This is a genomic window from Rubrivivax gelatinosus (assembly GCF_016583785.1).
GTDB classification, from domain to species: domain Bacteria; phylum Pseudomonadota; class Gammaproteobacteria; order Burkholderiales; family Burkholderiaceae_C; genus Rubrivivax; species Rubrivivax gelatinosus_B.
Map to the genome: position 1 here is coordinate 35,665 of NZ_NRRU01000008.1, position 19,669 is coordinate 55,333.

The following is a 19,669-nucleotide window of genomic DNA, read 5'->3' on the forward strand; positions in this document are numbered from 1 at the left end:
TCTCCCTTGTTTGCCAACATCAAACCTCTGCCATCGTATCCCGAGACAGCACCGCCGTCGTGCGGTCGCGAGTGTGTAATCGATAGGCGGGGGACAGTTTCGCGCTGTCCAAATTCGAGGTGAGGCGCGGCAGGCAGCGAGGCGCTGGGTCCGCTCGAAAGATGAGAGACCGCGCCCCGATGCGGGTTCGGCCTTTTGCCGTTGGGACGGATCCTGTTTCTCAAGACGGGACAGGCCGTCTTCCACCAGAGTGAAACAAGGTCCCAGTACGCTCCAGCGAAGGGTTATGGCGCCCGCTTGGCGAGGGCTGCTTCAATCTTCTTGTCAGTCTTGTACTGGCTCAAGGCGTAGACGGCCCAAATGGCGGCGGGAACCCACCCGAGCACAGTGATCTGAAGGATGAGGCAAATGATCCCAGCGAACGGGCGACCAATGGTGAAGAAGGCGAGGAACGGCAGGAAGATGGCGAGTAGGAGTCGCATGCGTGGTCTCTCGTTAGTTCTGCTGCGTCGACCGCTGCTGAGGGCAGGTTACGCAGCTCGTGAGTGTATGCCGCGTTGTGCTGAATCGGAGAACTGAAAGAGGCGCTCGGGATCGATTGCTTCTGACTCAGTGGAGTGCGATCGCCCGACGGTAAAAGGTAGCTTTGGTCGGACGCGGACTGGATCCGACGAATGGGCTCGGTGGAGCCGGTCTTCGCCAACCTGCGCCACAACAAGGGGCTGCGGCACTTCACGCTGCGCGGGCAGACCAAGGTCGACGCCCAGTTCAAGCTCTTCTGCCTGGTGCACAACATCGAGAAGTTGGCCAAGGCCGGGTACGGGACGAGGTGAAAGCGCGGGGTGAGCCCTTCTCGGGCTCACGGGCGGCATCTGCCGCGACAACCGGCCTGCGGAGTCGATTCGGCCACTCGATCGCGAAATCAGTACCGCCCAATGAAACGGCGCCCGAAGTGGGCGCCGTGTCGTGTTCGGGGCTGCAAAACATGGTTTTGCTACAGCCTCAACGTTCGAGCTAAGCCGCGTGCTGCGGCAGGACGCTTGGCCGGCAAGGACGAGAATAGCTTGCGCCAGCCTTGTCGGCCTTGTCGGCCAGGTGGCCTGCCGTAGCGCGTCGGCGCTTGAGCGAGGTGTTAGGCTTCAATTGCGGCTTGGCAGGGACAAGATCCTGTCTTCGAATTGACGGAATCGCTGCACGGACGAGCCAAAGCTGACTTCGTATTTCCCCTCTGGCACACGAAATACCCAGGCCCGAACGTACTTCTTGCAGAGTTTTTTGGGCTCTGGTGCGTCGGGATAGCGTGGATGCCATTCAAAGTTCAGAACCACATGAAGTCGGTCAACCGTCCAGACCGGATTAGCAGGGATCCAGGTGCCACATGGGGCCGCTTGAGTGAACATGACTTCTAGGTCACCCTCTCGCCATTGGACCGACCGGATGCTGGGATCAAGTGACGGAGCTTCCAAGGGCTCTTCATCTTGGTACTGCCAGATCTGTACTCGTTCCTCCTTGCTGGCCACGGCGGCGGTGCCGGGCAGCGCCAGTGCAAGTGCTATAGGGAGGAAAAATGCGAGGTTGCGCATGGAGGCGATTTCTGTGTGGCCTAACGAGGTCGTAGAAAAAGCCCGATCACTTCAAAGCAAGACGGAATCGGGGGGCGCCGACCCTTGCCGGGCCACCGATCGGCGCTCCTGGAGCGATCTGAGAGGTCGATTTTTCGGCTCAAGCATGCGGTCCGAGCTTCAGAGGGTTTGCTACAGCCTCAACGTTTGAGCTAACCGGACCGTTGCGGTATGTGGCTAAAGGCCCAGAATGAAATGGAGGGCCTTTAGCCACATGCCGCAATGGGTCCGGTTGAGCGAATGGTTAGGCCCCACTAGCTCACACGTTGGACGACTTCATTCATGGTGTAGTGAACGAATTGCTTTCCCAGCTCGGTAAGGACGTACGGCTTGGAGTCTTCAAACGCGGACTCCATGGTACCTCCAGCTAGCTTGCGATTGCGCACGGGGCGCCTGCGAAGGAAGCGGCCGTCGGCAGTGGTTTCCCGTTCTTGCCGGATCACGCCACCTGTGCTCAAGTCTCTAATGAGTAGTTTGTATAGGTCAGCGTCAGCAGAATCCTCTCGCGTCGGTGCTCCATAAAGGCCCTCCCAGATTTCAAAACGTGTAGAGCCGGGATTGGTGTAGATCTCACGCATGACGGCAAAGTGTATTTCGTGATAGAGGTTAAGCCAATCTATGAAGAGCCGCACTACGTCGTCCGAACAAAGACGGGTTCCTGCCGCGTTGGAAACCAGATTGGCAACATAGCGCCGCTTGTCTTCGGTCTCTGCTCGTTCCCAAGTTCGAAATGCTGATCGAACCAAGCCTAGATATTCTTCGCTTTGAATCCGGTCATCGACCGTGTCGCCGAGGTTGTCAAGCCTGCTAGCAACTTCGTTGAGGGCACCCATGAGTTGATGCATTTTCTTTGAGTGTTCTTCTAGCCATTTGGTCTGCAGATTGTCCTTTTCTGCATTTCGTTGTTCAACTTTGATGCTCGCTGCAGCGCTGATGAATCCACCCACCCAGGGAATGCTCCCCAATGCCGCTAAGACAAATTTCTCGACCACTTTGCGTTTTGTCGAGACCGATGTTTTATCCAAGGCAGCTTGAATCTCGATGAGCGCCTTGTCTTCAGACGGTTCGGGAAGTGACACGGTATCTCCTGTGGGGCCTAACGTGTTGTAGACGGCGCCCAAACGCCGCTTATCACACCCCACGCCCGCGTAACAGCCCCCGGCCGGGGCACCTCAAGTGCTTGTCGGATCACACTTTTCTCCCTGTTGACCGAGCCCGGCAGCGGCGTAAAAGTGACGCCGAAAGCGGCGTCGGTTACAGGTCATTCTGATCCCGCGCATCAGAGCCTCCAAGCCTGCCACCCGCCTTCGAGGGGAGGAGTCGGGCAGGCGCACAGACCCCGCACCGCCCTGCCGCGGGCGCCGGGTGACCGGTGGAGTGAAGTATTAGGAGGAGGGCGGGCGCAGCCCGCCCGGGGGACATGAACGGAACCGGCCACCCGGTGACCGCGGCACACCGCAACGGTGACGCGCATAACCGTGCCAAACAGCCTGATGCAGCCGACTGGCAAATCAATGGCGTGTCGTCGTGGAATCAGCCCCCAGCGGTCGAAGGTCGTGCATGGACGCCCGACACCGAATCCGACGAGGGCGCCCACAGCGCCAAAGCATCACCCCGTCGGCCGCGTCCACCCAGGCGTGCTGGTACGACAGCGCCACAGTCTTGTTCCCAACGGCAGCGCGCGCGGCGCCGCGGCGCCGCGGCGCCGCGCGGGCCACCAAACCAGCGGCCGCGGCAGTTTCAGGTCGTGCGATAGGTCGCGTTTGCCGGCGGCGAAGATCGCGCGGCCCAGCGCCAGCGCGGTCTCGGAGTCGACCCGTGTGTAGAAGTCGACGGCCGGGTCGGCCCGCACCATCATGGCCGGGCAGCATCACCGACGGGGTCACGTCTCGCCGCACGCCAATCCGGACTGCAGCGTCGGGTCGTCCACCCGACGCTGTGCGAGCGGGCTGCCCCGGGGCGACGGCTTCTTTGTGACCGCCTGGTCGCCGATGGTGAGTGCGGTCGCTTCAGCGGCGGTGGGTGTCGGGTGTCTGCCCGAGGCCGGTCGTGCCGAGGCTGTCCCAGTCCGGCAGGCGATGCTTCTGCCGGTCACGTGCGTAATACGAGCTCATGAGCAAGCCGAAACACGCGCCCCCGAAGGCGCTCGCGCCCAAGGCGGCCATCGGGGACCAGCGTGCGTTGTGCCACACCAGCAGCCACATGAGGGCTCCCCAGCCGATGGCGGAAAACGTACCGGCGAAGACGGCTGTTGCGCCGAAGCCTGCGAAGTGCGGTGGACGGACTTGAAAGCCCAGGTGCCACAAGAGGCGCAGCAGCGGCGGGCGGTAGTTGGATTCTGGAATGCCCGTTGCCTTGAGAATGCGAAGTGCTGTCTCGCGCCGGACTTCGAAATCGCTCACGGATCCTCCGGATGCTGCGTCCTGGACGTTTTTGATGGTGCCGTAAAGGCGCTGGTTTGATTCTGCCCCTGGAAGCTTGCTACTCGACGCCCTCGTTCAACAGCACGTAATGCTGATGATCTTCCCAGACGTCGTTGATCTTCAGATATTTCCGGCTGCTGCCTTCCAGCTCGAAACCGAGCCGTTCCAGCACCCGCTTCGACGCCAGATTCCGCGGCATCACGTTCGCTTCGATTCGATGCAGCTGGAGTGACTCGAACACCCACCGGATCGCGGCCCTCAGCCCTTCCTGCATCAGCCCCTGGCCCTCGTTGCCCTGGCTCGAGCGATAACCCAGGAAGCAAGACAGGAAGCAGCCGTAGACGATGTTCGAGAACCCGATGGTGCCGATGACGTCCGCGCTTCCCTGCCGCGCGAGGTAGAAGTTGATGCCTGTGCGCGCGCGGAACTGTTCCTGCTGCGCCTCGACCATCCTCGAAATCGTCGAGAGATCGTAGTAATCGTCCGACCGTCTCGGCTCCCAGTCGGCCAAGAACGCCCGGTTGGCGACGAAGTAGCGCTGAACCGCCTCGGCGGAGACTTCCTCCGGCGTCAGCAGATTCAAGCGCGCGGTTTCGATCGGCATCAGTTCACTCCAACGAATCTTCTCAACCGAGGCGCACCGCGTGTCGCCGTGGATCCGTCTCGGTGCCGAGGACGCTCAGAAAAACGTCCTCACCCCACCCGTCACCCGATACCCGTTATCCACCGTCAGCAGCAGCCCCCACCGGTCGAACGTCGTGCACGGATGCCCGACGCCGAATCCGACCAGGTCGCCGACGCGCCACGGCATCGCCCCGTCGGCCGCGTCCACCCAGGCGTGCTGGTCCGACAGCGCCACGGTCTTGATCCCTGACGGCACCGCGCGCGGCGCCGCCTCGCCCGCCGACCACCAGCCCAACGGCTGCGGCAGCATCAAGTCGTGCGACAGGTCGCGTTTGCCGGCGGCGCAGATCGCGCGGCCGGGTTCGGGTACCGACTGCACGACGGTCCAGACCTCCAGCGCTTTGCGCAGCCCCGGGCCGCGGCCCCACGCCGCCCCGGCGCGCTGCCGCAGCCGCTCCTGCATGCGTTCGTAATGCAGCGCGTCGTGCGACAGGTAGCAGCCGCTGCGCAGCACCGGGCGCACCGCCGGGCCGCCCGGGTGCGCGGCCACGGCCGCCAGCACCTGCGCCGCCAGGTCGAAGAACTGCGAGCCGCCGGCCGAGACGATCACCTCGCCGGGCGCGAACCAGCCCTCGGCGACGCCGGCAGCGGCGATGTCGCCGATCTGCTCGATCAGCGTCAGCGCCGCCAGCTCGACCGCGGCTTCGCCATCGCCCGGCACCACGCCCTCGTAAGCCTCGATCCCGCGCAGCACGACAGCCGGCGCGGCGGCGCGGATCGCACGGCCCAGCGCCAGCGCGGCGTCGCGCCCGCGCACGCCGGTGCGCGCGCCCGGCGCGCCCAGTTCCAGCAGCACCTGCAGCGGCCGGCCGATCGGCCGGCGCGCCAGCCCGGCCAGCAGCTCGGCCAGTGCGGCTTCGGAGTCGACCAGCGTGTAGAAGTCGAACGCCGGGTCGGCCTCCAGTTCCGCCAGCACCAGGTCGACGTTGGCCGCGCCGACCAGCTGATTCGCCAGCAGCACACGCGGCACACCGAAGCGGCGATACGTGCGCACATGGCCGGCGGTGGCGGCGGTGATGCCCCAGGCGCCGTCGGCGAGCTGGCGCTCGAAGAGCTGCGGCGCCATCGTCGTCTTGCCGTGCGGGCACAGGCTGACGCCGGCACGGGCGCAGAAGTCGCGCATCCAGGCGCTGTTGTGCGCCAGCGCAGTGTCCTTCAGCAGCGCCACCGGCCACGGCAGCTCGCCGCCGTCCAGCCGCAGGCCCAGCGTGCCCAGCTCGGCCAGCGGCCGGCCGACGGCGCGCGCCGGCAGGCCCTTGGTCGTGGCCTCCAGCGGGGCGGCCAGCAGCGCGGCCAGGTCCAGGGTCATGCGGCGGCGCCAGTGATGTTCAGCGCCCGGCCTTCGTATTCGACGCGGTCGCCGGCGCGCAGCTTGCGGCCGCGGCGCGTCTCGGGTTCGCCGTTGACAAGCGCCCGGCCCTCGGCGATGGCGGTCTTGGCCTCGCCGCCGCTGGAAGCCCAGCCGGCGGCTTTGAGCAGCGCGTCCAGCGTGATGTATTCGGTGCGCAGTGCGAAGTCGGTGGTGTCCATCGCCCGGATTGTCGCCCGCAGCTCCCGCCGCCGCCCCCTGAGAGAATGCGCGCCTTCGGCCACCGGCCGGGCACCGTCGGCCGACGGTGCGAGGGCGCCCGCGGCAGCGCCGACCAGACCCACTCCTTGCCCGCCCGGGGCTGCCGCTTCCCGATGGATCTCGTCCTCGTCACTTTCGCTTCGTTCTTCGCCGGCCTCGTCGACTCCATCGTCGGCGGCGGCGGGCTGATCCTGGTGCCGGCGCTGTTCGCCGCCTACCCCACGGCACCGGCGGCCACGCTGTTCGGCACCAACAAGAGCGCGTCGATCTGGGGCACCTCGTTCGCCGCCTGGCAGTTCAGCCGGCGCGTCGAGCTGCGCTGGGCGGTGCTGGCCCCCGCCGCCGGCGCGGCGCTGGCCGGCGGGCTGCTGGGCGCCTGGGCGGTGACGCTGGTGGACCCCGGTTTCCTGCGCAAGGCGCTGCCGCTGATCCTGCTGGCGGTGCTGCTCTACACGCTGGCGCGCAAGGACCTGGGCCAGCACCACGCGCCGATCGCGTCGCGCGCGGCGGAGACGGCGGGCGCCGCCGCCATCGGCCTGGTCATCGGCTTCTACGACGGCTTCTTCGGCCCGGGCACCGGCAGCTTCTTCATCTTCCTGTTCGTGCGCTTCCTGGGCTACGACTTCCTCAACGCCTCGGCCTCGGCCAAGCTGCTGAACGTCGCCACCAACCTGGCCGCCATTGGCCTCTTCGCCGCCAAGGGCCACGTCTGGTGGCACATCGGCCTGACGATGGCGGTGGCCAACGTCGCCGGCAGCGTCATCGGCTCGCGCCTGGCGCTCAAACACGGCGCGGGTTTCGTGCGCCAGGTGTTCATCGTCGTCGTCGGGGCGCTGATCCTGAAGACCGGGTACGACGCGTTCATTCGCTGAGCTCGGGCCTGCGATGGCGGTAGCGCGATGTCTTGCGCTGGCTGCCGGGCCGTGTCGCCATCGGCGATCCGCCCGCCAGCCCTAGGCGATCTCGGCCAGCCCTGCATCCCAGGCCACGAGCTGCCGTCGGAGCCCGGCGAAGATGGCGTCTGCGGTGCGCTGCGGGAAGCCGGCCGGCAGCTCCGCCTCGACGGCGGCGATCGCGGGCTCGACACCGGCCACCAGCGCCTGCATCGCTTCCCAGGTGTCGGCCACGCCGCTGCGGCGGGCGAGCGCGTGCCAGTGCCGCGTCTGGATGCGCCCCAGCTCGTAATGCACGTTCTTCGAGCGCAGCGCCATCGCGAGCCGAGCTTCCTGCCAGCGGATCTGGTTGGGGCCTTCACCCACCACCGGCCAGATGGACAGCACGTCGTACAGCGGCGTCATCCGGTAGGCGCCCCCCGGCAGCATGAAGACGGAGAAGTTCTTCGCGTGGCCATCGGTCGCCGCGAGCAGCCAGAACGCCAGCTGCGTGCACAGGAAGTTCCGGATGTCGGCATCGCGGCTGCGGCTGCCGCGCAGCAGCTGCAGGCAGCGCGCCAGGCCCGGCCCGCCCTGGGCTTCGTACTTGTCGTCGGACGGCAGGCCCAGCGCCTGGCAGAAGTCCTCCTGCGGAATGCGGGCGATCCAGCGCTGCGGCGTGTCCAGCCACTGGCGGTCGAAACGCTCGACCATCAGCGCCGTCTCGTCGCCGAAGCGGGCGATCTCGCTCGTGGCCACCGGCAGGCCCAGCGCGCGCAGCAGCCGCGCGCACAGCCATTCGTTGTGCACCGAGTGCCGGAGGTCCAGCCGCCGTCCGCCGACCAGCCCCAGCGGCAGCTTGAGGATGTGTGTGGTCGGCGTCGCGCCCTGCGGCCGGCACCAGCGGCCGTCGACCTTCAGCAGCGCGGTCTTCTCCTGCGCGCCGGCGATGGAGATGCGCAGCTCGTCGGCCGCAGGCTGCCAGCCCGGCCCGGGGTCGACCGCCACGCCGCGCAGGTGCCGGGCGACGGCCTCGTCGTCCATGGCCTCGTAGCGCAGCGCGTCGAATCCGGTGGGCGGCTGTCCTGCAGGCAGCAGCTGCACCGCGCCGACGCAGTCCCGGCCGATCGCCTGGAGCAGCTCGAATGCCTCGGTCGAGCCGACACGAAAGCGCGCGCCGACGCGCCGCCGGATGCGCTCGTCGTCGGGCAGCAGGTTGTCGAAGAAGTGGCCGACGACCGGCCCGCTGACGGCACGATCGGGCGTGAAGGGCAGCGACAGCGACAGCGGCCTTGCCCTCGGCGAGGCGAGCCAGGAGTTCTCGTACACCAGACGGTGGCCGCCGCTGCGCGGGCGCTGCCAGACGGCGACGTGCTCGCCGTTCATCCAGACCCAGAGTTCGCGTGCGTCAGACATGGCAGGCCGTGCGCTTGCGCCAGGTGTTCGGTCGCCGCCGCGGCGCGGGCGGTTCACCAGGCGCCGCGCGGGCCATCGTCGTCCGGCGGCGTGGCGGGCGGCGTCGTCGCGGCGGCGGCCTCGAGGTCCTGGATCAGCAGTTGCGCGCCCAGGATGGACAGCAGCTGCAGCAGCTGCTCCACGCTGACCGAGCCCGGGTCACGCTCGATGTCCGCCACGCGCGACTGCACCACGCCCAGCCGGCGCGCGAGCTCGGTCTGCGTCAGCCCGCGCGACTTGCGCAGCGACTTCAGGAACTGCGGCAGCTGGCTGCTGAGGTGGACGGGGTAGTCCATGGAATATCGGCTCCTGGCGATATATTCACTGTATCGCCTTGGGGCGATATCCGCAAGAAATCGCTTGAAGCCGATATCGGACTGAAATCGGTTCTGAGCGATGGGCGCGCCGAGGCTTTCAGTTCAGCGCCTCGATCAGCGCCGCCTGCCATTCGTCGGGCGCATCGAGATAAGCCAGGTGCCCCGCCCCGGGCACGACGCACAGCGTGGACGCCGGCAGCGCCTGGTGCGCCGCCCGTGCGCCTTCGACGGCGAAGCGGGCGTCGTATTCGCCATGCACCAGCCGCACGCGGGCACCGAGGGCACCCAGCGACGCCAGCGTCCCGCGTCGGCCGGCCAGGCCGTGCTGGCGTACCGCGCTCAGCCACTCGCCGGAGAAGCCCACCGCGCCGACCAGCCGGCGCGCGGCCTCCAGCGCCTCGGTGCGGTGCACGTCGAGTTCCAGCGTTTCCAGCGCCAGCCGACGTGTCGCGGTCAGCGGGTCGGCTTCGGTGTCGAAGATGCGCCTCCACAGAGCCCGCAGCTCGGGCCGCCCAGGCAACGGGGGCGTGTCGGCGGGCACCGGGTAAGCGGTCGACGCCAGTACCAGGCGGTCGATGCGCCCGGGCTGCTGCGCCGCCAGCGCCTGCGCGACGACGCCGCCGAAGCTGAAACCGAGCACGTCCGCCTGGGCCAGCCCCAGCGCGTCCAGCAGTTCGACGATGTCGCCGACGACGGCGTCGACGCTGTAGCCGCGGCTGTCGGCGCAGCGCAGCGAGCGCCCGCAGCCACGCAGGTCGAACAGCAGGGGCCGGATGCCGTGATCCGGCAGCGCCGCGACCGCGGGCAGCAGGTAGCTGTGGTCCCAGTCGGGGCCGCCGTGCACGACCAGCAGCGGCCGGCCCGGCCTGCGTGCCTGCACGACGTGCAGCGCGCCGCCGCGGATGGGGATGTCGGAGTGCTCGAACACCGGTCCTCCTGTCGTCGCTGACGAGCCTCAGCGCCGCTGCACCCGCCACCACCCCGGCAGCAGCGCCCGCACCTCGGCGCGGCCGAAACGGTCGTCGACCAGGTGCAGCACGCCGCGGTCCTCGGGGGTGCGGATCACGCGGCCGGCGGCCTGCACCACCTTCTGCAGCCCGGGCACGAGGTAGGTGTAGTCCCAGCCGGTGCCGAAACGGGCGTCCAGCCGGGTCTTCATCGCTTCCTGCACGGCGTCCACCGGCGGCAGCCCCAGCGTCGCGACGAAGGCGCCGACGAGGCGCGTGCCCGGCAGGTCTATGCCTTCGCCAAAGGCGCCGCCCAGCACCGCGAACGCGATCTGGCGCCCGTCTTCGGTGAACGAGGCGATGAAGTCCTGGCGCTCGGCTTCGCCCATGCGCCGCTGCTGGCAGCGCAGCGGCAGCTCGGGCGCGGCCGCCTGCAGCACCGCGGCGGCACGCTCCAGGTAGTCGAAGCTGCTGAAGAACGCCAGGTAGTTGCCCGGCCGCTCCCGGTACTGGCCGGCGATCAGCGCCGCCAGCGGCGCCAGCGAGGCCTGCCGGTCGGCCCAGCGCGTCGACAGCCGGCTGATGTTCACCTGCAGCTGCGCGGCGTCGAAGGGCGAATCGCAGTCCAGCCAGGCCGTGCCCTCGGGCAGGCCGAGCAGGTCGCGCTGGTACGGGGCCGGCGCCAGCGTCGCCGAGAACAGCACCGCCGTGTGCAGCGCCTGCAGCCGCGGCTTCAGAAAGGGCGCCGGCACGATGTTGCGCACGCAGGCCACCGCCTCGGGTTTGCCGCGCAGGCCCGGGCGGCGTGTCAGGTCGAACTGGCTGCTGGCCGCATCCAGCGCCTCGGCCAGTTCGGCAAAACGCAGCGCGTCGAAGTGCAGCTGCAGCGCGTCACCCGCCAGCGCCGCCGGCGCCTGCACCGCCAGCTCGGCCGCGGCCGAGACGTAGCCGCGCAGCGCGTCCAGCAGCTTGTCGGGTGCGGCGTCGGCCACCTCGAAGGGTGCGTCGCCGGCCTTGGCGAGCGCAGCCAGCGCCCGTGCGATGCGTTCGGCCGGGCGCTTCAGCGCCGCCGGCGCGCTGCGTTTGGCGGCGCGCACCGCGGCCACGTCCAGCGTCGCGCTGTACATCTCGCGCGCCCGCGGCACCAGGTTGTGCGCCTCGTCAACCAGCGCCACGGCGCGCCAGCCGTTCTCCTGCACCAGCGCGTGCAGCAGCGCGCCCGAGTCGAAGACGTAGTTGTAGTCGCCGACGACGACGTCGGCCCAGCGTGCCATCTCCTGCGCCAGGTAGTAGGGGCAGACGGCGTGCGCGGCCGCGACCGCGGGCAGCGCGGCGCCGTCGGGGACTAGCGCGGCCAGCGCCGCTTCGCGCGCCGCCGGCAGCCGGTCGTAAAAGCCGCGCGCCAGCCGGCAGTCGTCGCCGTGGCAGGCGCGGCCGGGTTCGGCGCAGGCTTTGTCGCGCGCCACCAGCTGCAGCACACGCAGCGGCCGCGCGCCGCCGGCCTGCAGAGTCGCCAGCGCGTCCAGCGCCAGGCGCCGGCCGGGGGTCTTGGCGCTGACGAAGAAGACGCGGTCCAGGCGCTGCCCCGGCATGGCCTTGAGCACCGGGAACAGCGTCGCCATCGTCTTGCCGATGCCGGTGGGCGCCTGCGCCAGCAGCGGCCGGCCGGAGCGCGCGGCGTTGTAGACGGCGGTTGCCAGCTCACGCTGGCCGGCGCGGTAGCCCGGGTGCGGCCAGGCCAGCGCCGCCAGCGCTGTGTCGCGCGCCGCGCGATGCACCAGCTCGGCGTCGGCCCAGGCGGCAAAACGCCCGCACAAGGTCTCGAAGTGGGCCTGCAGCTCGGCCGCGTCCAGCGTCTCGTCGAAGGCGGTTTCGGTCTGGCGGTCGACGTCGAAGTACAGCACGCGCACCGTCACCCGCGGCAGCGCGTGCGCCGCGGCCAGCAGCCAGCCATAGATGCGCGCCTGGGCACGGTGCAGCGCGCGGTGGTGTTCGGGCACACGCTCGACCGGGCCGCGGTGGGTCTTCACCTCTTCGACCAGCGCACGCGAGAGGTCGACGCCGTCGGCGCGGCCGCGCACGCGCAGGTGGCGCCAGGCCGCTTCCAGCGTCACCTCGGCCTGTTGCGCGGCGCCGCGGCGCGTGGCGACGATGCGGTGGCCGGCGATGCCTTCGGCCGCGCTCGGCGCCGGCGTGAAACGCAGGTCCAGGTCGCCGGTCTTGGCCGCGAACGCACACAGCGTGCGCACCGGCACGGTGTAGGCGGGGGCGGCGGGGGCGTCCATCTCGGCTGTATTTTCGTCCAGTGGGGCGGCGGCCGGGGCGTTGCTTCTTGCGCCGCTGCAAGGCCGCGCCACCTGACGCCGGATAAGGTGCACGCACCCGCCGCCCAGCGGCCCCGACGCCTTGCCGATGACCGTCGACACCGACTCCGCCGCAGCCGACCTGCCCGCAGGCGACGACCTCGACTTCTACCGCGCGCTGCACCGCGCATTCGACAGCACGCTGGCCCAGGGCCGCGGCACGACCACCGGCATCGAGCGCCTGATGGCGCAGGCGCTGGACACCTTCGACGGCAACCTGCGCCTGCGCTGCGCCGACGAGCCGCCACCCGCCTGCCGCAAGGCCTGCGCCACCTGCTGCCAGCTGCGTGTCGTCGCCAGCACGCCCGAGGTGCTGCTGGCGGCGCATTTCCTCGCCCGCGTCGCGCCGCCGTTGGCCGACCGCGGCATCGACCTGGTCGGCGCGCTGCGTGCCGCCGAGGCGCGAACGCATCGCCGCAGCGAAGCCGAACGTGCCGCGGCGCCGGTGCGCTGCCCCTTCCTCGCCCAGGGCGTCTGCGTGATCTACCCGGTGCGGCCGCTGGCCTGCCGCGGCCACGCGTCCAGCGACGCACGCGCCTGCGCCGAGGCCGCGGCCGGCCGCCGCGCCGAGGTTCCGGTGAGCAGTGACCACCGCCAGGTGCGCGCGCTGGTGCAGAACGCGCTGCAGTCGGCGCTGCGCGAAGCCGGCCTGGCCTGGGAGCTGTACGAGTTCAACGAGGCGTTGGTGACGGCGCTGGACCACCCCGGCCCGGCGGCCGCCTGGTGGGCCGGCGAGGACCCGCTGGCCGGTGCGCGCTGCGACGAGGTCGCACCGGCTGAGCAGCAGGCGGTGTTCGACCGCCTGCGGCCGCTGTACTGAGCGGCGCGCCGGCGCGGCCGGCGGCGCGGCGATTGCCCGGGCGGCACAGGCCCCGCGCCGTCGCCGGGCACGCCACCCATGCCCGCGCCGCGGGCCGAAAGCCGCCGATGAAACACGACACCGAACAAGCCTGCCTGGATGCCTGCACTGCCTGCGCCGAGGCCTGCGAACGCTGCGCCGCCGCCTGCCTGAAGGAGGACGACGTGACGATGCTGGCGCGCTGCATCGTGCTCGACCTGGACTGCGCGGCGATCTGCCGGCTGTCCGCGAGCTACATCGCCCACGGCAGCGAGTCCGCCGCCTCGGCCTGCGTGCTGTGCGAGGACGTCTGCCGCCGCTGCGCCGACGAGTGCGGGCGCCACGAACACGCCCACTGCCGGCGCTGCGCCAAGGCCTGCCTCGCCTGCGCCGAAGCCTGCGCCGCGATGTCGGCCTGAGGACGGATCAGCCGAACTCGGCCGCCAGCGCCACCAGCGCCGGTGGCGGCGGGCCGTGGCTGACGATGCGCAGGTCCAGCCCGGCGGCAGCCGGCGAGGCGAAGGCGCGGCGCATCGCGGCGTCGATCCAGGCGTCGCGGTTGCCGAAGGCGCCGCCGCCCAGGCGCGTCAGCAGCACGAGCGGCGGTTTGCCGGCCGCCGCGGCCAGCCGTGCCTCCCACAGCGTGGCCTCGTAGGCGGCTTCGAGCACCAGCGTCGCGAAGCCTGCCCAGGGCGCGCCGTGATGGCGCGAATACGCCACCGGCAGCGCCGAGCAGAAGGCCTGCGACACGCGCGGCCCCGGTGCGTCGGCGACGTCGGTGACCTCGAGGTCGCGGTGCACGCCGATCGCCAGCTGCGCGCGCAGCGCGTCGCGGCCGGTTTCGTCCAGTGCCGCCAGGTGCGCGTCGACCGCCTCCAGCCCGGCGCGCGAGGGCAGCGCGTAGCCGTTGCGCATCGTCCAGAGCGCCGCGCGCGGCAGCCCGGTCGCCGCGGCCAGCGCGTCGCCCAGGCCGGCGAGCGCGTCGATCTGGCGCTCTGCCGTCTGCCCCGGGCCGCCGGCCACCGGCACGAAGTAGTTGCGCACGATGGTCGCGGCGCCGCAGGCCACGGCGCAGGCGGGGCCCTGGGTGTGGTCGCCTTCGTAGCGGCCGACGCCGTCTTCGGGCCCGACTTCGGGGCCGACCATCTCCAGCAGGTTGAACTGCGAAGCCACCTGGAACAGCGCGCCGGCGTGCGCCGGGTCGCGGTGCAGCGCCCGCACGTCGCCCTGCACGACGCGGCAGGCCGGCGCGCCGACGTCGGGCAGCGCGGCGGCGCGCTGGCGCAGTTCGCCCAGCGTGATCAGTTCCAGCTCGCCGACGGCCCAGCGCCGGCCGTTGGCGCGTGAATGCAGATGGCCGTCGTGCCAGGCGAGGTCGCGGCGCACCTGCGTGGGCGAGGTCTCGGCGACGCCGGTCAGGCGTTCGAACCAGGTGGCGCGGGGTGTCATCGTCGTGGCGGGGCCGGGTTTCAGCCGGCGGCGAGCGCCGCGTCCAGCGCCAGCAGGCCGTCGAGCGCACCCGCCGCCAGGCCGACGTGCAGCGCGCCGGGCACGCGGCTCTCGCGCGGGTTCAGCCGGATCAGGCAGCCGTCGTGTTCGTGCAGCACCTGGTGCGTGAAATGCCGCACCGAGGGCACGGCGGTGCCGGCGCCGATCTCGACGACGACCGGCCGGCGCACGCCGCGCAGCCAGCCGGCGAGTGCGTCGAGCTGGGCGGCGCTGCGCCCGGGCAGCCAGGCGCCGTCGCCGAACATCAGGATGTTGGGCCGCGCCCCGGCGCCGCAGCGCGGGCAGCGCGGCAGCGGCGCACGCCAGCGGCAGGCGGCGGCGTCGATCTCGACCACCAGTTCGTCCGCCGGCCAGAGCGTGTCGCTGCAGGGGCGCGTGCATTGCAGCCAGTGGATCGAGCCGTGGCATTCGGCGATGCGCCCGGCCGCCAGGCCGGCGCGCTGGAACTGGCCGTCGACGTTGCTGGTGAAGACGAAGCCGCCGGCCGGCGCGCGTTCAGTCCAGCGCCGCAGGATGTCGAAACCGGCGTGCGGCACGGTGCGCCGGTACAGGTCCAGCCGGTGGCCGTAGAAGCCCCAGGCGAGCTCGGGGTCCGTGGCGAAGCTGTCGGGGCACGCGATCTCGGCAAAACGCAGCCCGGCGGCGGCGAGCGCCGGGTAGGCGTTCCAGAAGCCGGTGTCGCCGCGGAAGTCGGGCAGGCCCGAGTCGACGCCGATGCCGGCACCGGCGGCGACGACGACGGCGTCGGCCTGATCCAGGATTTCGGCTGCGTGGGCGAGACTGCGGGGGTCCATCGGCTTGGCAAGTGGTGGGCGCCGCGCAGAATAGCCGGCCTCCACCCAGCCGACATGCAACCCGTACTCGACACCCCCCGCCTGCTGCTGCGCCCCTTCGTGCCGGCCGATGCTCCCGATGTCCAGCGCCTGGCCGGCGACGCCCGCGTTGCCGAGACGACGCTGGCGATCCCGCACCCCTACCCCGACGGCGCCGCCGGAGCCTGGATCGCCAGCCATGCCGCCGGCTGGGCCGACGGCAGCGAGATCAGCTGGGCCATCGTGCGCCGCGAAGACGGCGCACTGCTGGGCGCGGCGGCGCTGATGGGCATCAACGCACGCCACGCCAGTGCCGAGCTCGGCTACTGGGTCGGCCACGAACACTGGGGCCTGGGTTATGCGAGCGAGGCGGCACGCGCGCTGGCGGCCTTCGCCGACGGCCAACTGGGCCTGAGCCGCGTCGTCGGCCGCTGCTTGGCGCGCAACCCGGCCTCGGCGCGTGTGCTGGAGAAAGCCGGGCTGCGCGCCGAAGGCCGGCTCGTGCGCCACCTCTATGTCGGCGGCGTGTTCGAGGACGTGCTGCTCTTCGGCTGGGTGCGGCCTTCGCGCCTGGGCTGAAACCGGTGTCCGGGCTCAAGCCCGCTGCGGCAGCGACGCCTTAGCCTCGGCGCATCACCGCGCCGACGTCCCGATGACCGAGATCCCCGACCCCCACCACGGCATCCTGCCCTTCTACGGCCAGCCCGAACGGGTGCTGCAACGCGCGCGCGGCTGCCGCCTCGTCGACGACCAGGGGCGGCGCTACCTGGACTTCGAGTCCGGCGTCTGGGCCGCCAACCTGGGCCATGCGCACCCGGCGGTGAACCGCGCGCTGCGCCGCAGCCTGGGCACGGTGCTGCACCAGGGCTACGCCTTCCGCAGCGCCGAAGCCGAGGCGCTGGCCGCCAACCTGGCGCGGCTGCACGCCATGCCGGGCGGGCGCAGCGTCTTCCTGTCCTCGGGCTCGGAGGCGGTCAACCTCGGGGTGCAGGTGGCGATGCACCTGAGCGGGCGCCAGCGCCTCGCCCGCATCGACAGCAGCTACCTCGCGGCCTTCGGCTACGGCCGGCTGGCGGCCGACAACGGCCACCGCGTCGACATCCGCTGCGACGACCTGGCGGCGGTCGACGCGGTCGACTGGAGCACGGTCGCGGCGCTGGTGCTGGAGCTGGGCGGCGCGTCGATCGAGACCGTGCGTTTCCCGCGCGCCGACTTCGTGCAGCACCTGGTCGAAGCCGCGCGCCGCGGCGGCGCCTACGTCGTCGCCAACGAGGTGACCACCGGCTTCGGCCGCAGCGGGTGCTGGTTCGCCTACCAGCACGAAGGCCTGGCGCCGCAGCTGGTGGCCTGCGGCAAGGCGCTGGGCAACGGCTATCCGGTGAGCGCGCTGACGGTGGATGCCGGCGTCGCCGCCGCGCTGGATGCTCAGCCGCTGCGTTATGCCCAGTCGCACCAGAACGACCCCGCCGGCTGCGCCGCGGCGAACGCGGTGATCGCGGCCTTCGAGGCCGAGGGTGTGGTCGAACGTGCCGCCGCCACCGGCGAGTACTTCCTCGCGCGGCTGCAGGCGCTGCAGGCGCGCCATGCGCAGCAGGTGGTTCAGGTGCGCGGCCGCGGGCTGATGCTGGCGCTGCAGCTTGCCGACGAGGCGCTGGCGCGCCAGCTCGCGGCCGGGCTGTTCGACGCCGGTTTCGTCGTCGGCCAGCGTGCTGCCAGCCTGCGTTTCATGCCGCCGCTGGTCGTGACGCGGGTGATGGTCGACGCGCTGCTGCGGGCGATCGGGCGGCTGCTCGTTCAGCGCCCGGCCTGAAGCCAGTCGCCCGGCGTGTAGCCGAAGGCGCGGCGGAACCAGCGTGTGAAATGCGCCTGGTCGGCAAAACCGCAGGCCGCGGCGACCTCGGCCAGGCTCTCGCCCGCGTCCAGGCGTTGCCGCGCCTGGTGCAGCCGCGCCTGGCGCAGGTAGTCCGACGGCGACGTGCCGGTCCAGCGCACGAGCACCTGGTGCAGCCGGCGGCGGCCGATGCCGCAGCGCTGCGCGAGCGCGGCGACGCGGGTCTCGCCGGCCGTCACCGCGGCGCGCAGGCCGGCGAGCACCTGGTGTTCGGCCGCCGTCGGCCCCGGGCCGGTTTCGGCCGCGGCCAGCCCGGCGCCGAGTTCGGCGACGGCGGCGTGCAGCCAGGCCTGCACGGCGTCGAGCGTGTCCAGCGCCGCGGCTCGTGCCGCCAGCTCCGGGGCCGGCACGAGCCCGCTGGCCGCAGGCGGCACCAGCCCGGCGCGGCGCAGCCAGCGCCCGGGCACGTAGAACATCACCACCAGCACCGGCGCGCCGGTGGCTTCGAGCACGCCGGTGTGCACCGTGCCCGGCGCGATCGCGATCAGGTCGCCGGCACGGGGCTGCCAGCGCTGCCCGCCGACGCTGCAGCGGCAGCGGCCCTGCACGACGGCGCCGAAGGACCAGTCCTCGTGCCAGTGCGGCACCCATTCCTGCCCGGCCTGGGTGTGGCGCACCTGTTCCAGGTCGACGAGCTGCAGCCGGCGCACCGTCGAGCGTGCCGGCGGCGCGTGTTCAGGCATCGAGCGCTCCGGCGACGCTGATGCCGATCCAGCCGGCGCTGGCCTCGACGGCCCGCACCGCGCCCAGCGCGTCCAGTTCCTCGTGCGGATGCGCCAGCAGCTGCAGCGAGGCCTCGGCCGCGTGCCAGCCGGAGCCGATGCGGTCGCGTATGTCGGGGCGCAGCAGGCGCGGCTCGGGCATCACGCCGGGCTGGCGCAGGTCGGGCCAGCCGACCGCGCCCAGAGTCGGCAAGGCCAGGAAACCGAGCGGCCGGCCGGGTGCGCCGGTGAGCGTCGCGCGGGCTTCGAGCAGGCGGCGTTCGCGCACCGCCAGCGTCGCCCCCAGGCGCGTGCCGGCGGCCAGCGGCGCGGCGGCCGGGTGCGCCAGCGGCAGGCTGCGCGTCAGCCAGGTGCTGCCGGCCTTCTTCGGCCAGCCCTGCAGCAGCCCGCGTAGCAGCGAGATGTCCTGGTCGACCCAGATCGCCGGGCAGTAGTTGCAGCGGCTGCCGTCGGGGCGTTCGAGTTCGAGCACGACGATGGTTTCGCGGTACTGGGCCAGCACCGGGTCCAGCAGTTCGTGGCCGTCGGTGCAGGCCTGCCAGTCGGCGAAATGCACGCAGCCGCGGCCGAGCGCACGCCCGGCGGCCGGCGGCACCAGCGCCGCGGCGCCCGCGGCCTCGTGTTCGAAGGCGACGTTGAGCAGCCAGCCGGCGTAGTGCCAGGGCGGCGGCGGCACCAGCGCGGCGCGGCCGGCTGCTGTGAAGGGGGCGGTAAAGGCGTGCGACCAGGTGTTCATCGCGCCACTGTGCGCCGGCCCCGCGGCCGCGGCTAGAACGCTGGGGAACGGGCGCCGGCCGGCGGCGGCGCGTCGGCCAGCAGCCGCCGCACGACCGCGGCACCGTAGCGCGCGCAGACCTCGCGCAGGAAACGCGAGAAGTCGGCGTGGGCGTCGTCGTCGGCGCGGTCCGAGATCGCGCGGATCGCGACGAAGGGCAGGCCCCATTCGTGGCAGACCTGGGCGATCGCCGCGCCTTCCATCTCGACCGCCAGCGCGTCGGGCAGCGCCTGGCGCAGCGTGTCGCTGTCCTGGCGCGTGCGCACGAAGCGGTCGCCGCTGACGATGAGCCCGGTGTGCACGGTCGGCGCATGCAGCCCGAAGGCCTGCACCGTCTGCGCGCCGAACAGTGCCAGCGGGTCGGCCAGCGCCGCGCGCGCGGCGGCAGCGGCGCGTTCGACCAGCGCCGCGTCGGCAGGAAAACGCGAGACCCCCGTCAGCGGCACCTCCCAGCGCGGGAAGAAGGGCGAGCCGTCGAGGTCGTGCTGCAGCAGTTCGCTCGAGACGACGACATCGCCGACCGCGACCCCGGGCGCCAGCGCCCCGGCGATGCCGGTCAGCACCACCGCGCCGACGCCGTAGTGCGCGATCAGCGTCGCCGTCGTCGCCGCCGCGGCCACCTTGCCGACGCGCGACTGCACCGCGACCACCGCATGCCCCTCCAGTTCGCCCAGCCAGAACTCGCGGTTGCCGATGATCCGGCGCTGCGCGCCCGGCATCAGCTCGAGCAGTTCGCGCAGCTCCTGGCGCAGCGCGGCGACGAGGCCCAGCGGGGCGGGTGGGGCAGGGTGGGCGCTGTCCATGGCGGTCGCGGGTGTGGGCAGCGAGCATCGCACGACTTCGGGCTGTCCCCGGCGCGTCGCGCCGCG

The 19,669-nt window shown here is 71.3% G+C and carries 23 protein-coding genes; 6 read left to right on the plus strand and 17 right to left on the minus strand.

Annotated features, from left to right (window positions below; genetic code table 11):
* Positions 1 to 284: 284 nt before the first annotated feature.
* Complete coding sequence (locus tag CKO43_RS03685) at positions 285 to 482, minus strand: YqaE/Pmp3 family membrane protein (protein ID WP_200229856.1); 198 nt, start codon at positions 480 to 482, stop codon at positions 285 to 287.
* Positions 483 to 674: 192 nt separating this feature from the next.
* Here CKO43_RS03685 and CKO43_RS03690 point away from each other — a divergent pair, with 192 nt between their 5' ends.
* On the plus strand, positions 675 to 833 hold the full coding sequence (locus tag CKO43_RS03690; protein ID WP_242481042.1) for a transposase: 159 nt from the start codon (positions 675 to 677) through the stop codon (positions 831 to 833).
* Between the two features lie 306 nt (positions 834 to 1,139).
* Here CKO43_RS03690 and CKO43_RS03695 read toward each other — a convergent pair whose 3' ends face one another.
* The 7 genes from CKO43_RS03695 to CKO43_RS03725 all read right to left on the minus strand — a co-directional run bounded on the left by CKO43_RS03695 (position 1,140) and on the right by CKO43_RS03725 (position 6,259).
* On the minus strand, positions 1,140 to 1,583 hold the full coding sequence (locus CKO43_RS03695) for a hypothetical protein (protein WP_200377858.1): 444 nt from the start codon (positions 1,581 to 1,583) through the stop codon (positions 1,140 to 1,142).
* 293 nt (positions 1,584 to 1,876) lie between these two features.
* Positions 1,877 to 2,701: a hypothetical protein gene (locus tag CKO43_RS03700; protein ID WP_200377859.1), complete on the minus strand. Its 825-nt coding sequence runs from the start codon at positions 2,699 to 2,701 to the stop codon at positions 1,877 to 1,879.
* Between the two features lie 530 nt (positions 2,702 to 3,231).
* Positions 3,232 to 3,480 (minus strand): hypothetical protein, encoded by a 249-nt coding sequence (locus CKO43_RS03705; protein ID WP_242481043.1) that lies wholly within the window; start codon positions 3,478 to 3,480, stop codon positions 3,232 to 3,234.
* A 151-nt stretch (positions 3,481 to 3,631) separates the two neighbouring features.
* Positions 3,632 to 4,024, minus strand: a complete 393-nt coding sequence (locus CKO43_RS03710; RefSeq protein ID WP_200377860.1) for a DUF6404 family protein — start codon at positions 4,022 to 4,024, stop codon at positions 3,632 to 3,634.
* A 79-nt stretch (positions 4,025 to 4,103) separates the two neighbouring features.
* The gene (locus CKO43_RS03715) at positions 4,104 to 4,649 is read right to left on the minus strand and encodes a GNAT family N-acetyltransferase (protein ID WP_200377861.1); all 546 of its coding nucleotides are present in this window, start codon (positions 4,647 to 4,649) and stop codon (positions 4,104 to 4,106) included.
* A gap of 75 nt (positions 4,650 to 4,724) precedes the next feature.
* Positions 4,725 to 6,038: a type III PLP-dependent enzyme domain-containing protein gene (locus CKO43_RS03720; RefSeq protein WP_200377862.1), complete on the minus strand. Its 1,314-nt coding sequence runs from the start codon at positions 6,036 to 6,038 to the stop codon at positions 4,725 to 4,727.
* Positions 6,035 to 6,259, minus strand: coding sequence for an RNA-binding S4 domain-containing protein (locus tag CKO43_RS03725; RefSeq protein ID WP_200377863.1), 225 nt, complete (start codon positions 6,257 to 6,259; stop codon positions 6,035 to 6,037). The genes CKO43_RS03720 and CKO43_RS03725 overlap by 4 nt, the downstream gene beginning before the upstream one ends.
* Before the next feature lie 153 nt (positions 6,260 to 6,412).
* Here CKO43_RS03725 and CKO43_RS03730 point away from each other — a divergent pair, with 153 nt between their 5' ends.
* A complete protein-coding gene (locus tag CKO43_RS03730; RefSeq protein ID WP_200377864.1) occupies positions 6,413 to 7,171 on the plus strand; it encodes a sulfite exporter TauE/SafE family protein in 759 nt (252 codons plus the stop codon).
* 81 nt (positions 7,172 to 7,252) lie between these two features.
* On the opposite strand, the gene CKO43_RS03735 is transcribed toward CKO43_RS03730, so the two are convergent.
* The 4 genes from CKO43_RS03735 to CKO43_RS03750 form a co-directional block, all read right to left on the minus strand.
* Positions 7,253 to 8,587 (minus strand): type II toxin-antitoxin system HipA family toxin, encoded by a 1,335-nt coding sequence (locus tag CKO43_RS03735; protein ID WP_242481044.1) that lies wholly within the window; start codon positions 8,585 to 8,587, stop codon positions 7,253 to 7,255.
* 53 nt (positions 8,588 to 8,640) lie between these two features.
* Complete coding sequence (locus CKO43_RS03740; RefSeq protein WP_200377865.1) at positions 8,641 to 8,922, minus strand: helix-turn-helix domain-containing protein; 282 nt, start codon at positions 8,920 to 8,922, stop codon at positions 8,641 to 8,643.
* Positions 8,923 to 9,040: 118 nt separating this feature from the next.
* Positions 9,041 to 9,871 carry an alpha/beta fold hydrolase gene (locus CKO43_RS03745; protein ID WP_200377866.1) on the minus strand — a complete coding sequence of 277 codons (831 nt, stop codon included), beginning with the start codon at positions 9,869 to 9,871 and terminating at the stop codon, positions 9,041 to 9,043.
* Positions 9,872 to 9,898: 27 nt separating this feature from the next.
* Complete coding sequence (locus CKO43_RS03750) at positions 9,899 to 12,175, minus strand: ATP-dependent DNA helicase (RefSeq protein ID WP_200377867.1); 2,277 nt, start codon at positions 12,173 to 12,175, stop codon at positions 9,899 to 9,901.
* A gap of 127 nt (positions 12,176 to 12,302) precedes the next feature.
* Between CKO43_RS03750 and CKO43_RS03755 the strand changes: the two genes are divergently transcribed.
* Positions 12,303 to 13,073, plus strand: a complete 771-nt coding sequence (locus tag CKO43_RS03755) for a YkgJ family cysteine cluster protein (protein ID WP_200377868.1) — start codon at positions 12,303 to 12,305, stop codon at positions 13,071 to 13,073.
* 107 nt (positions 13,074 to 13,180) lie between these two features.
* The gene (locus CKO43_RS03760) at positions 13,181 to 13,510 is read left to right on the plus strand and encodes a four-helix bundle copper-binding protein (RefSeq protein WP_200377869.1); all 330 of its coding nucleotides are present in this window, start codon (positions 13,181 to 13,183) and stop codon (positions 13,508 to 13,510) included.
* A gap of 7 nt (positions 13,511 to 13,517) precedes the next feature.
* On the opposite strand, the gene CKO43_RS03765 is transcribed toward CKO43_RS03760, so the two are convergent.
* Positions 13,518 to 14,540: a hypothetical protein gene (locus tag CKO43_RS03765; RefSeq protein ID WP_200377870.1), complete on the minus strand. Its 1,023-nt coding sequence runs from the start codon at positions 14,538 to 14,540 to the stop codon at positions 13,518 to 13,520.
* A gap of 20 nt (positions 14,541 to 14,560) precedes the next feature.
* A complete protein-coding gene (locus tag CKO43_RS03770) occupies positions 14,561 to 15,394 on the minus strand; it encodes an SIR2 family NAD-dependent protein deacylase (RefSeq protein ID WP_200377871.1) in 834 nt (277 codons plus the stop codon).
* Positions 15,395 to 15,448: 54 nt separating this feature from the next.
* Between CKO43_RS03770 and CKO43_RS03775 the strand changes: the two genes are divergently transcribed.
* Entirely contained in the window at positions 15,449 to 15,991 is a 543-nt protein-coding gene (locus CKO43_RS03775) for a GNAT family N-acetyltransferase (RefSeq protein WP_200377872.1), read from the plus strand.
* Positions 15,992 to 16,064: 73 nt separating this feature from the next.
* Positions 16,065 to 17,222, plus strand: coding sequence for an aminotransferase class III-fold pyridoxal phosphate-dependent enzyme (locus tag CKO43_RS03780; RefSeq protein ID WP_200377873.1), 1,158 nt, complete (start codon positions 16,065 to 16,067; stop codon positions 17,220 to 17,222).
* On the opposite strand, the gene CKO43_RS03785 is transcribed toward CKO43_RS03780, so the two are convergent.
* From CKO43_RS03785 to CKO43_RS03795, 3 genes are read right to left on the minus strand one after another with little or no spacing between them, the layout of a single operon-like run.
* Positions 17,207 to 17,986, minus strand: coding sequence for a helix-turn-helix domain-containing protein (locus CKO43_RS03785; protein ID WP_200377874.1), 780 nt, complete (start codon positions 17,984 to 17,986; stop codon positions 17,207 to 17,209). The two genes, CKO43_RS03780 and CKO43_RS03785, sit on opposite strands and share 16 nt — an antisense overlap.
* Complete coding sequence (locus tag CKO43_RS03790) at positions 17,979 to 18,761, minus strand: acetoacetate decarboxylase family protein (protein WP_200377875.1); 783 nt, start codon at positions 18,759 to 18,761, stop codon at positions 17,979 to 17,981. The genes CKO43_RS03785 and CKO43_RS03790 overlap by 8 nt, the downstream gene beginning before the upstream one ends.
* A 32-nt stretch (positions 18,762 to 18,793) precedes the next feature.
* Entirely contained in the window at positions 18,794 to 19,603 is an 810-nt protein-coding gene (locus CKO43_RS03795; protein ID WP_200377876.1) for a 5'-methylthioadenosine/adenosylhomocysteine nucleosidase, read from the minus strand.
* Positions 19,604 to 19,669: the final 66 nt, after the last annotated feature.

Bases quoted from the DNA above. Each gene is read 5' to 3' on its own strand.
- CKO43_RS03685 (WP_200229856.1), bottom strand. From the start codon at position 482: ATGCGACTCCTACTCGCCATCTTCCTGCCGTTCCTCGCCTTCTTCACC.
- CKO43_RS03690 (WP_242481042.1), top strand. From the start codon at position 675: ATGGGCTCGGTGGAGCCGGTCTTCGCCAACCTGCGCCACAACAAGGGG.
- CKO43_RS03695 (WP_200377858.1), bottom strand. From the start codon at position 1,583: ATGCGCAACCTCGCATTTTTCCTCCCTATAGCACTTGCACTGGCGCTG.
- CKO43_RS03705 (WP_242481043.1), bottom strand. From the start codon at position 3,480: ATGATGGTGCGGGCCGACCCGGCCGTCGACTTCTACACACGGGTCGAC.
- CKO43_RS03715 (WP_200377861.1), bottom strand. From the start codon at position 4,649: ATGCCGATCGAAACCGCGCGCTTGAATCTGCTGACGCCGGAGGAAGTC.
- CKO43_RS03720 (WP_200377862.1), bottom strand. From the start codon at position 6,038: ATGACCCTGGACCTGGCCGCGCTGCTGGCCGCCCCGCTGGAGGCCACG.
- CKO43_RS03725 (WP_200377863.1), bottom strand. From the start codon at position 6,259: ATGGACACCACCGACTTCGCACTGCGCACCGAATACATCACGCTGGAC.
- CKO43_RS03730 (WP_200377864.1), top strand. From the start codon at position 6,413: ATGGATCTCGTCCTCGTCACTTTCGCTTCGTTCTTCGCCGGCCTCGTC.
- CKO43_RS03735 (WP_242481044.1), bottom strand. From the start codon at position 8,587: ATGTCTGACGCACGCGAACTCTGGGTCTGGATGAACGGCGAGCACGTC.
- CKO43_RS03740 (WP_200377865.1), bottom strand. From the start codon at position 8,922: ATGGACTACCCCGTCCACCTCAGCAGCCAGCTGCCGCAGTTCCTGAAG.
- CKO43_RS03750 (WP_200377867.1), bottom strand. From the start codon at position 12,175: ATGGACGCCCCCGCCGCCCCCGCCTACACCGTGCCGGTGCGCACGCTG.
- CKO43_RS03755 (WP_200377868.1), top strand. From the start codon at position 12,303: ATGACCGTCGACACCGACTCCGCCGCAGCCGACCTGCCCGCAGGCGAC.
- CKO43_RS03760 (WP_200377869.1), top strand. From the start codon at position 13,181: ATGAAACACGACACCGAACAAGCCTGCCTGGATGCCTGCACTGCCTGC.
- CKO43_RS03765 (WP_200377870.1), bottom strand. From the start codon at position 14,540: ATGACACCCCGCGCCACCTGGTTCGAACGCCTGACCGGCGTCGCCGAG.
- CKO43_RS03770 (WP_200377871.1), bottom strand. From the start codon at position 15,394: ATGGACCCCCGCAGTCTCGCCCACGCAGCCGAAATCCTGGATCAGGCC.
- CKO43_RS03775 (WP_200377872.1), top strand. From the start codon at position 15,449: ATGCAACCCGTACTCGACACCCCCCGCCTGCTGCTGCGCCCCTTCGTG.
- CKO43_RS03780 (WP_200377873.1), top strand. From the start codon at position 16,065: ATGACCGAGATCCCCGACCCCCACCACGGCATCCTGCCCTTCTACGGC.
- CKO43_RS03785 (WP_200377874.1), bottom strand. From the start codon at position 17,986: ATGCCTGAACACGCGCCGCCGGCACGCTCGACGGTGCGCCGGCTGCAG.
- CKO43_RS03790 (WP_200377875.1), bottom strand. From the start codon at position 18,761: ATGAACACCTGGTCGCACGCCTTTACCGCCCCCTTCACAGCAGCCGGC.
- CKO43_RS03795 (WP_200377876.1), bottom strand. From the start codon at position 19,603: ATGGACAGCGCCCACCCTGCCCCACCCGCCCCGCTGGGCCTCGTCGCC.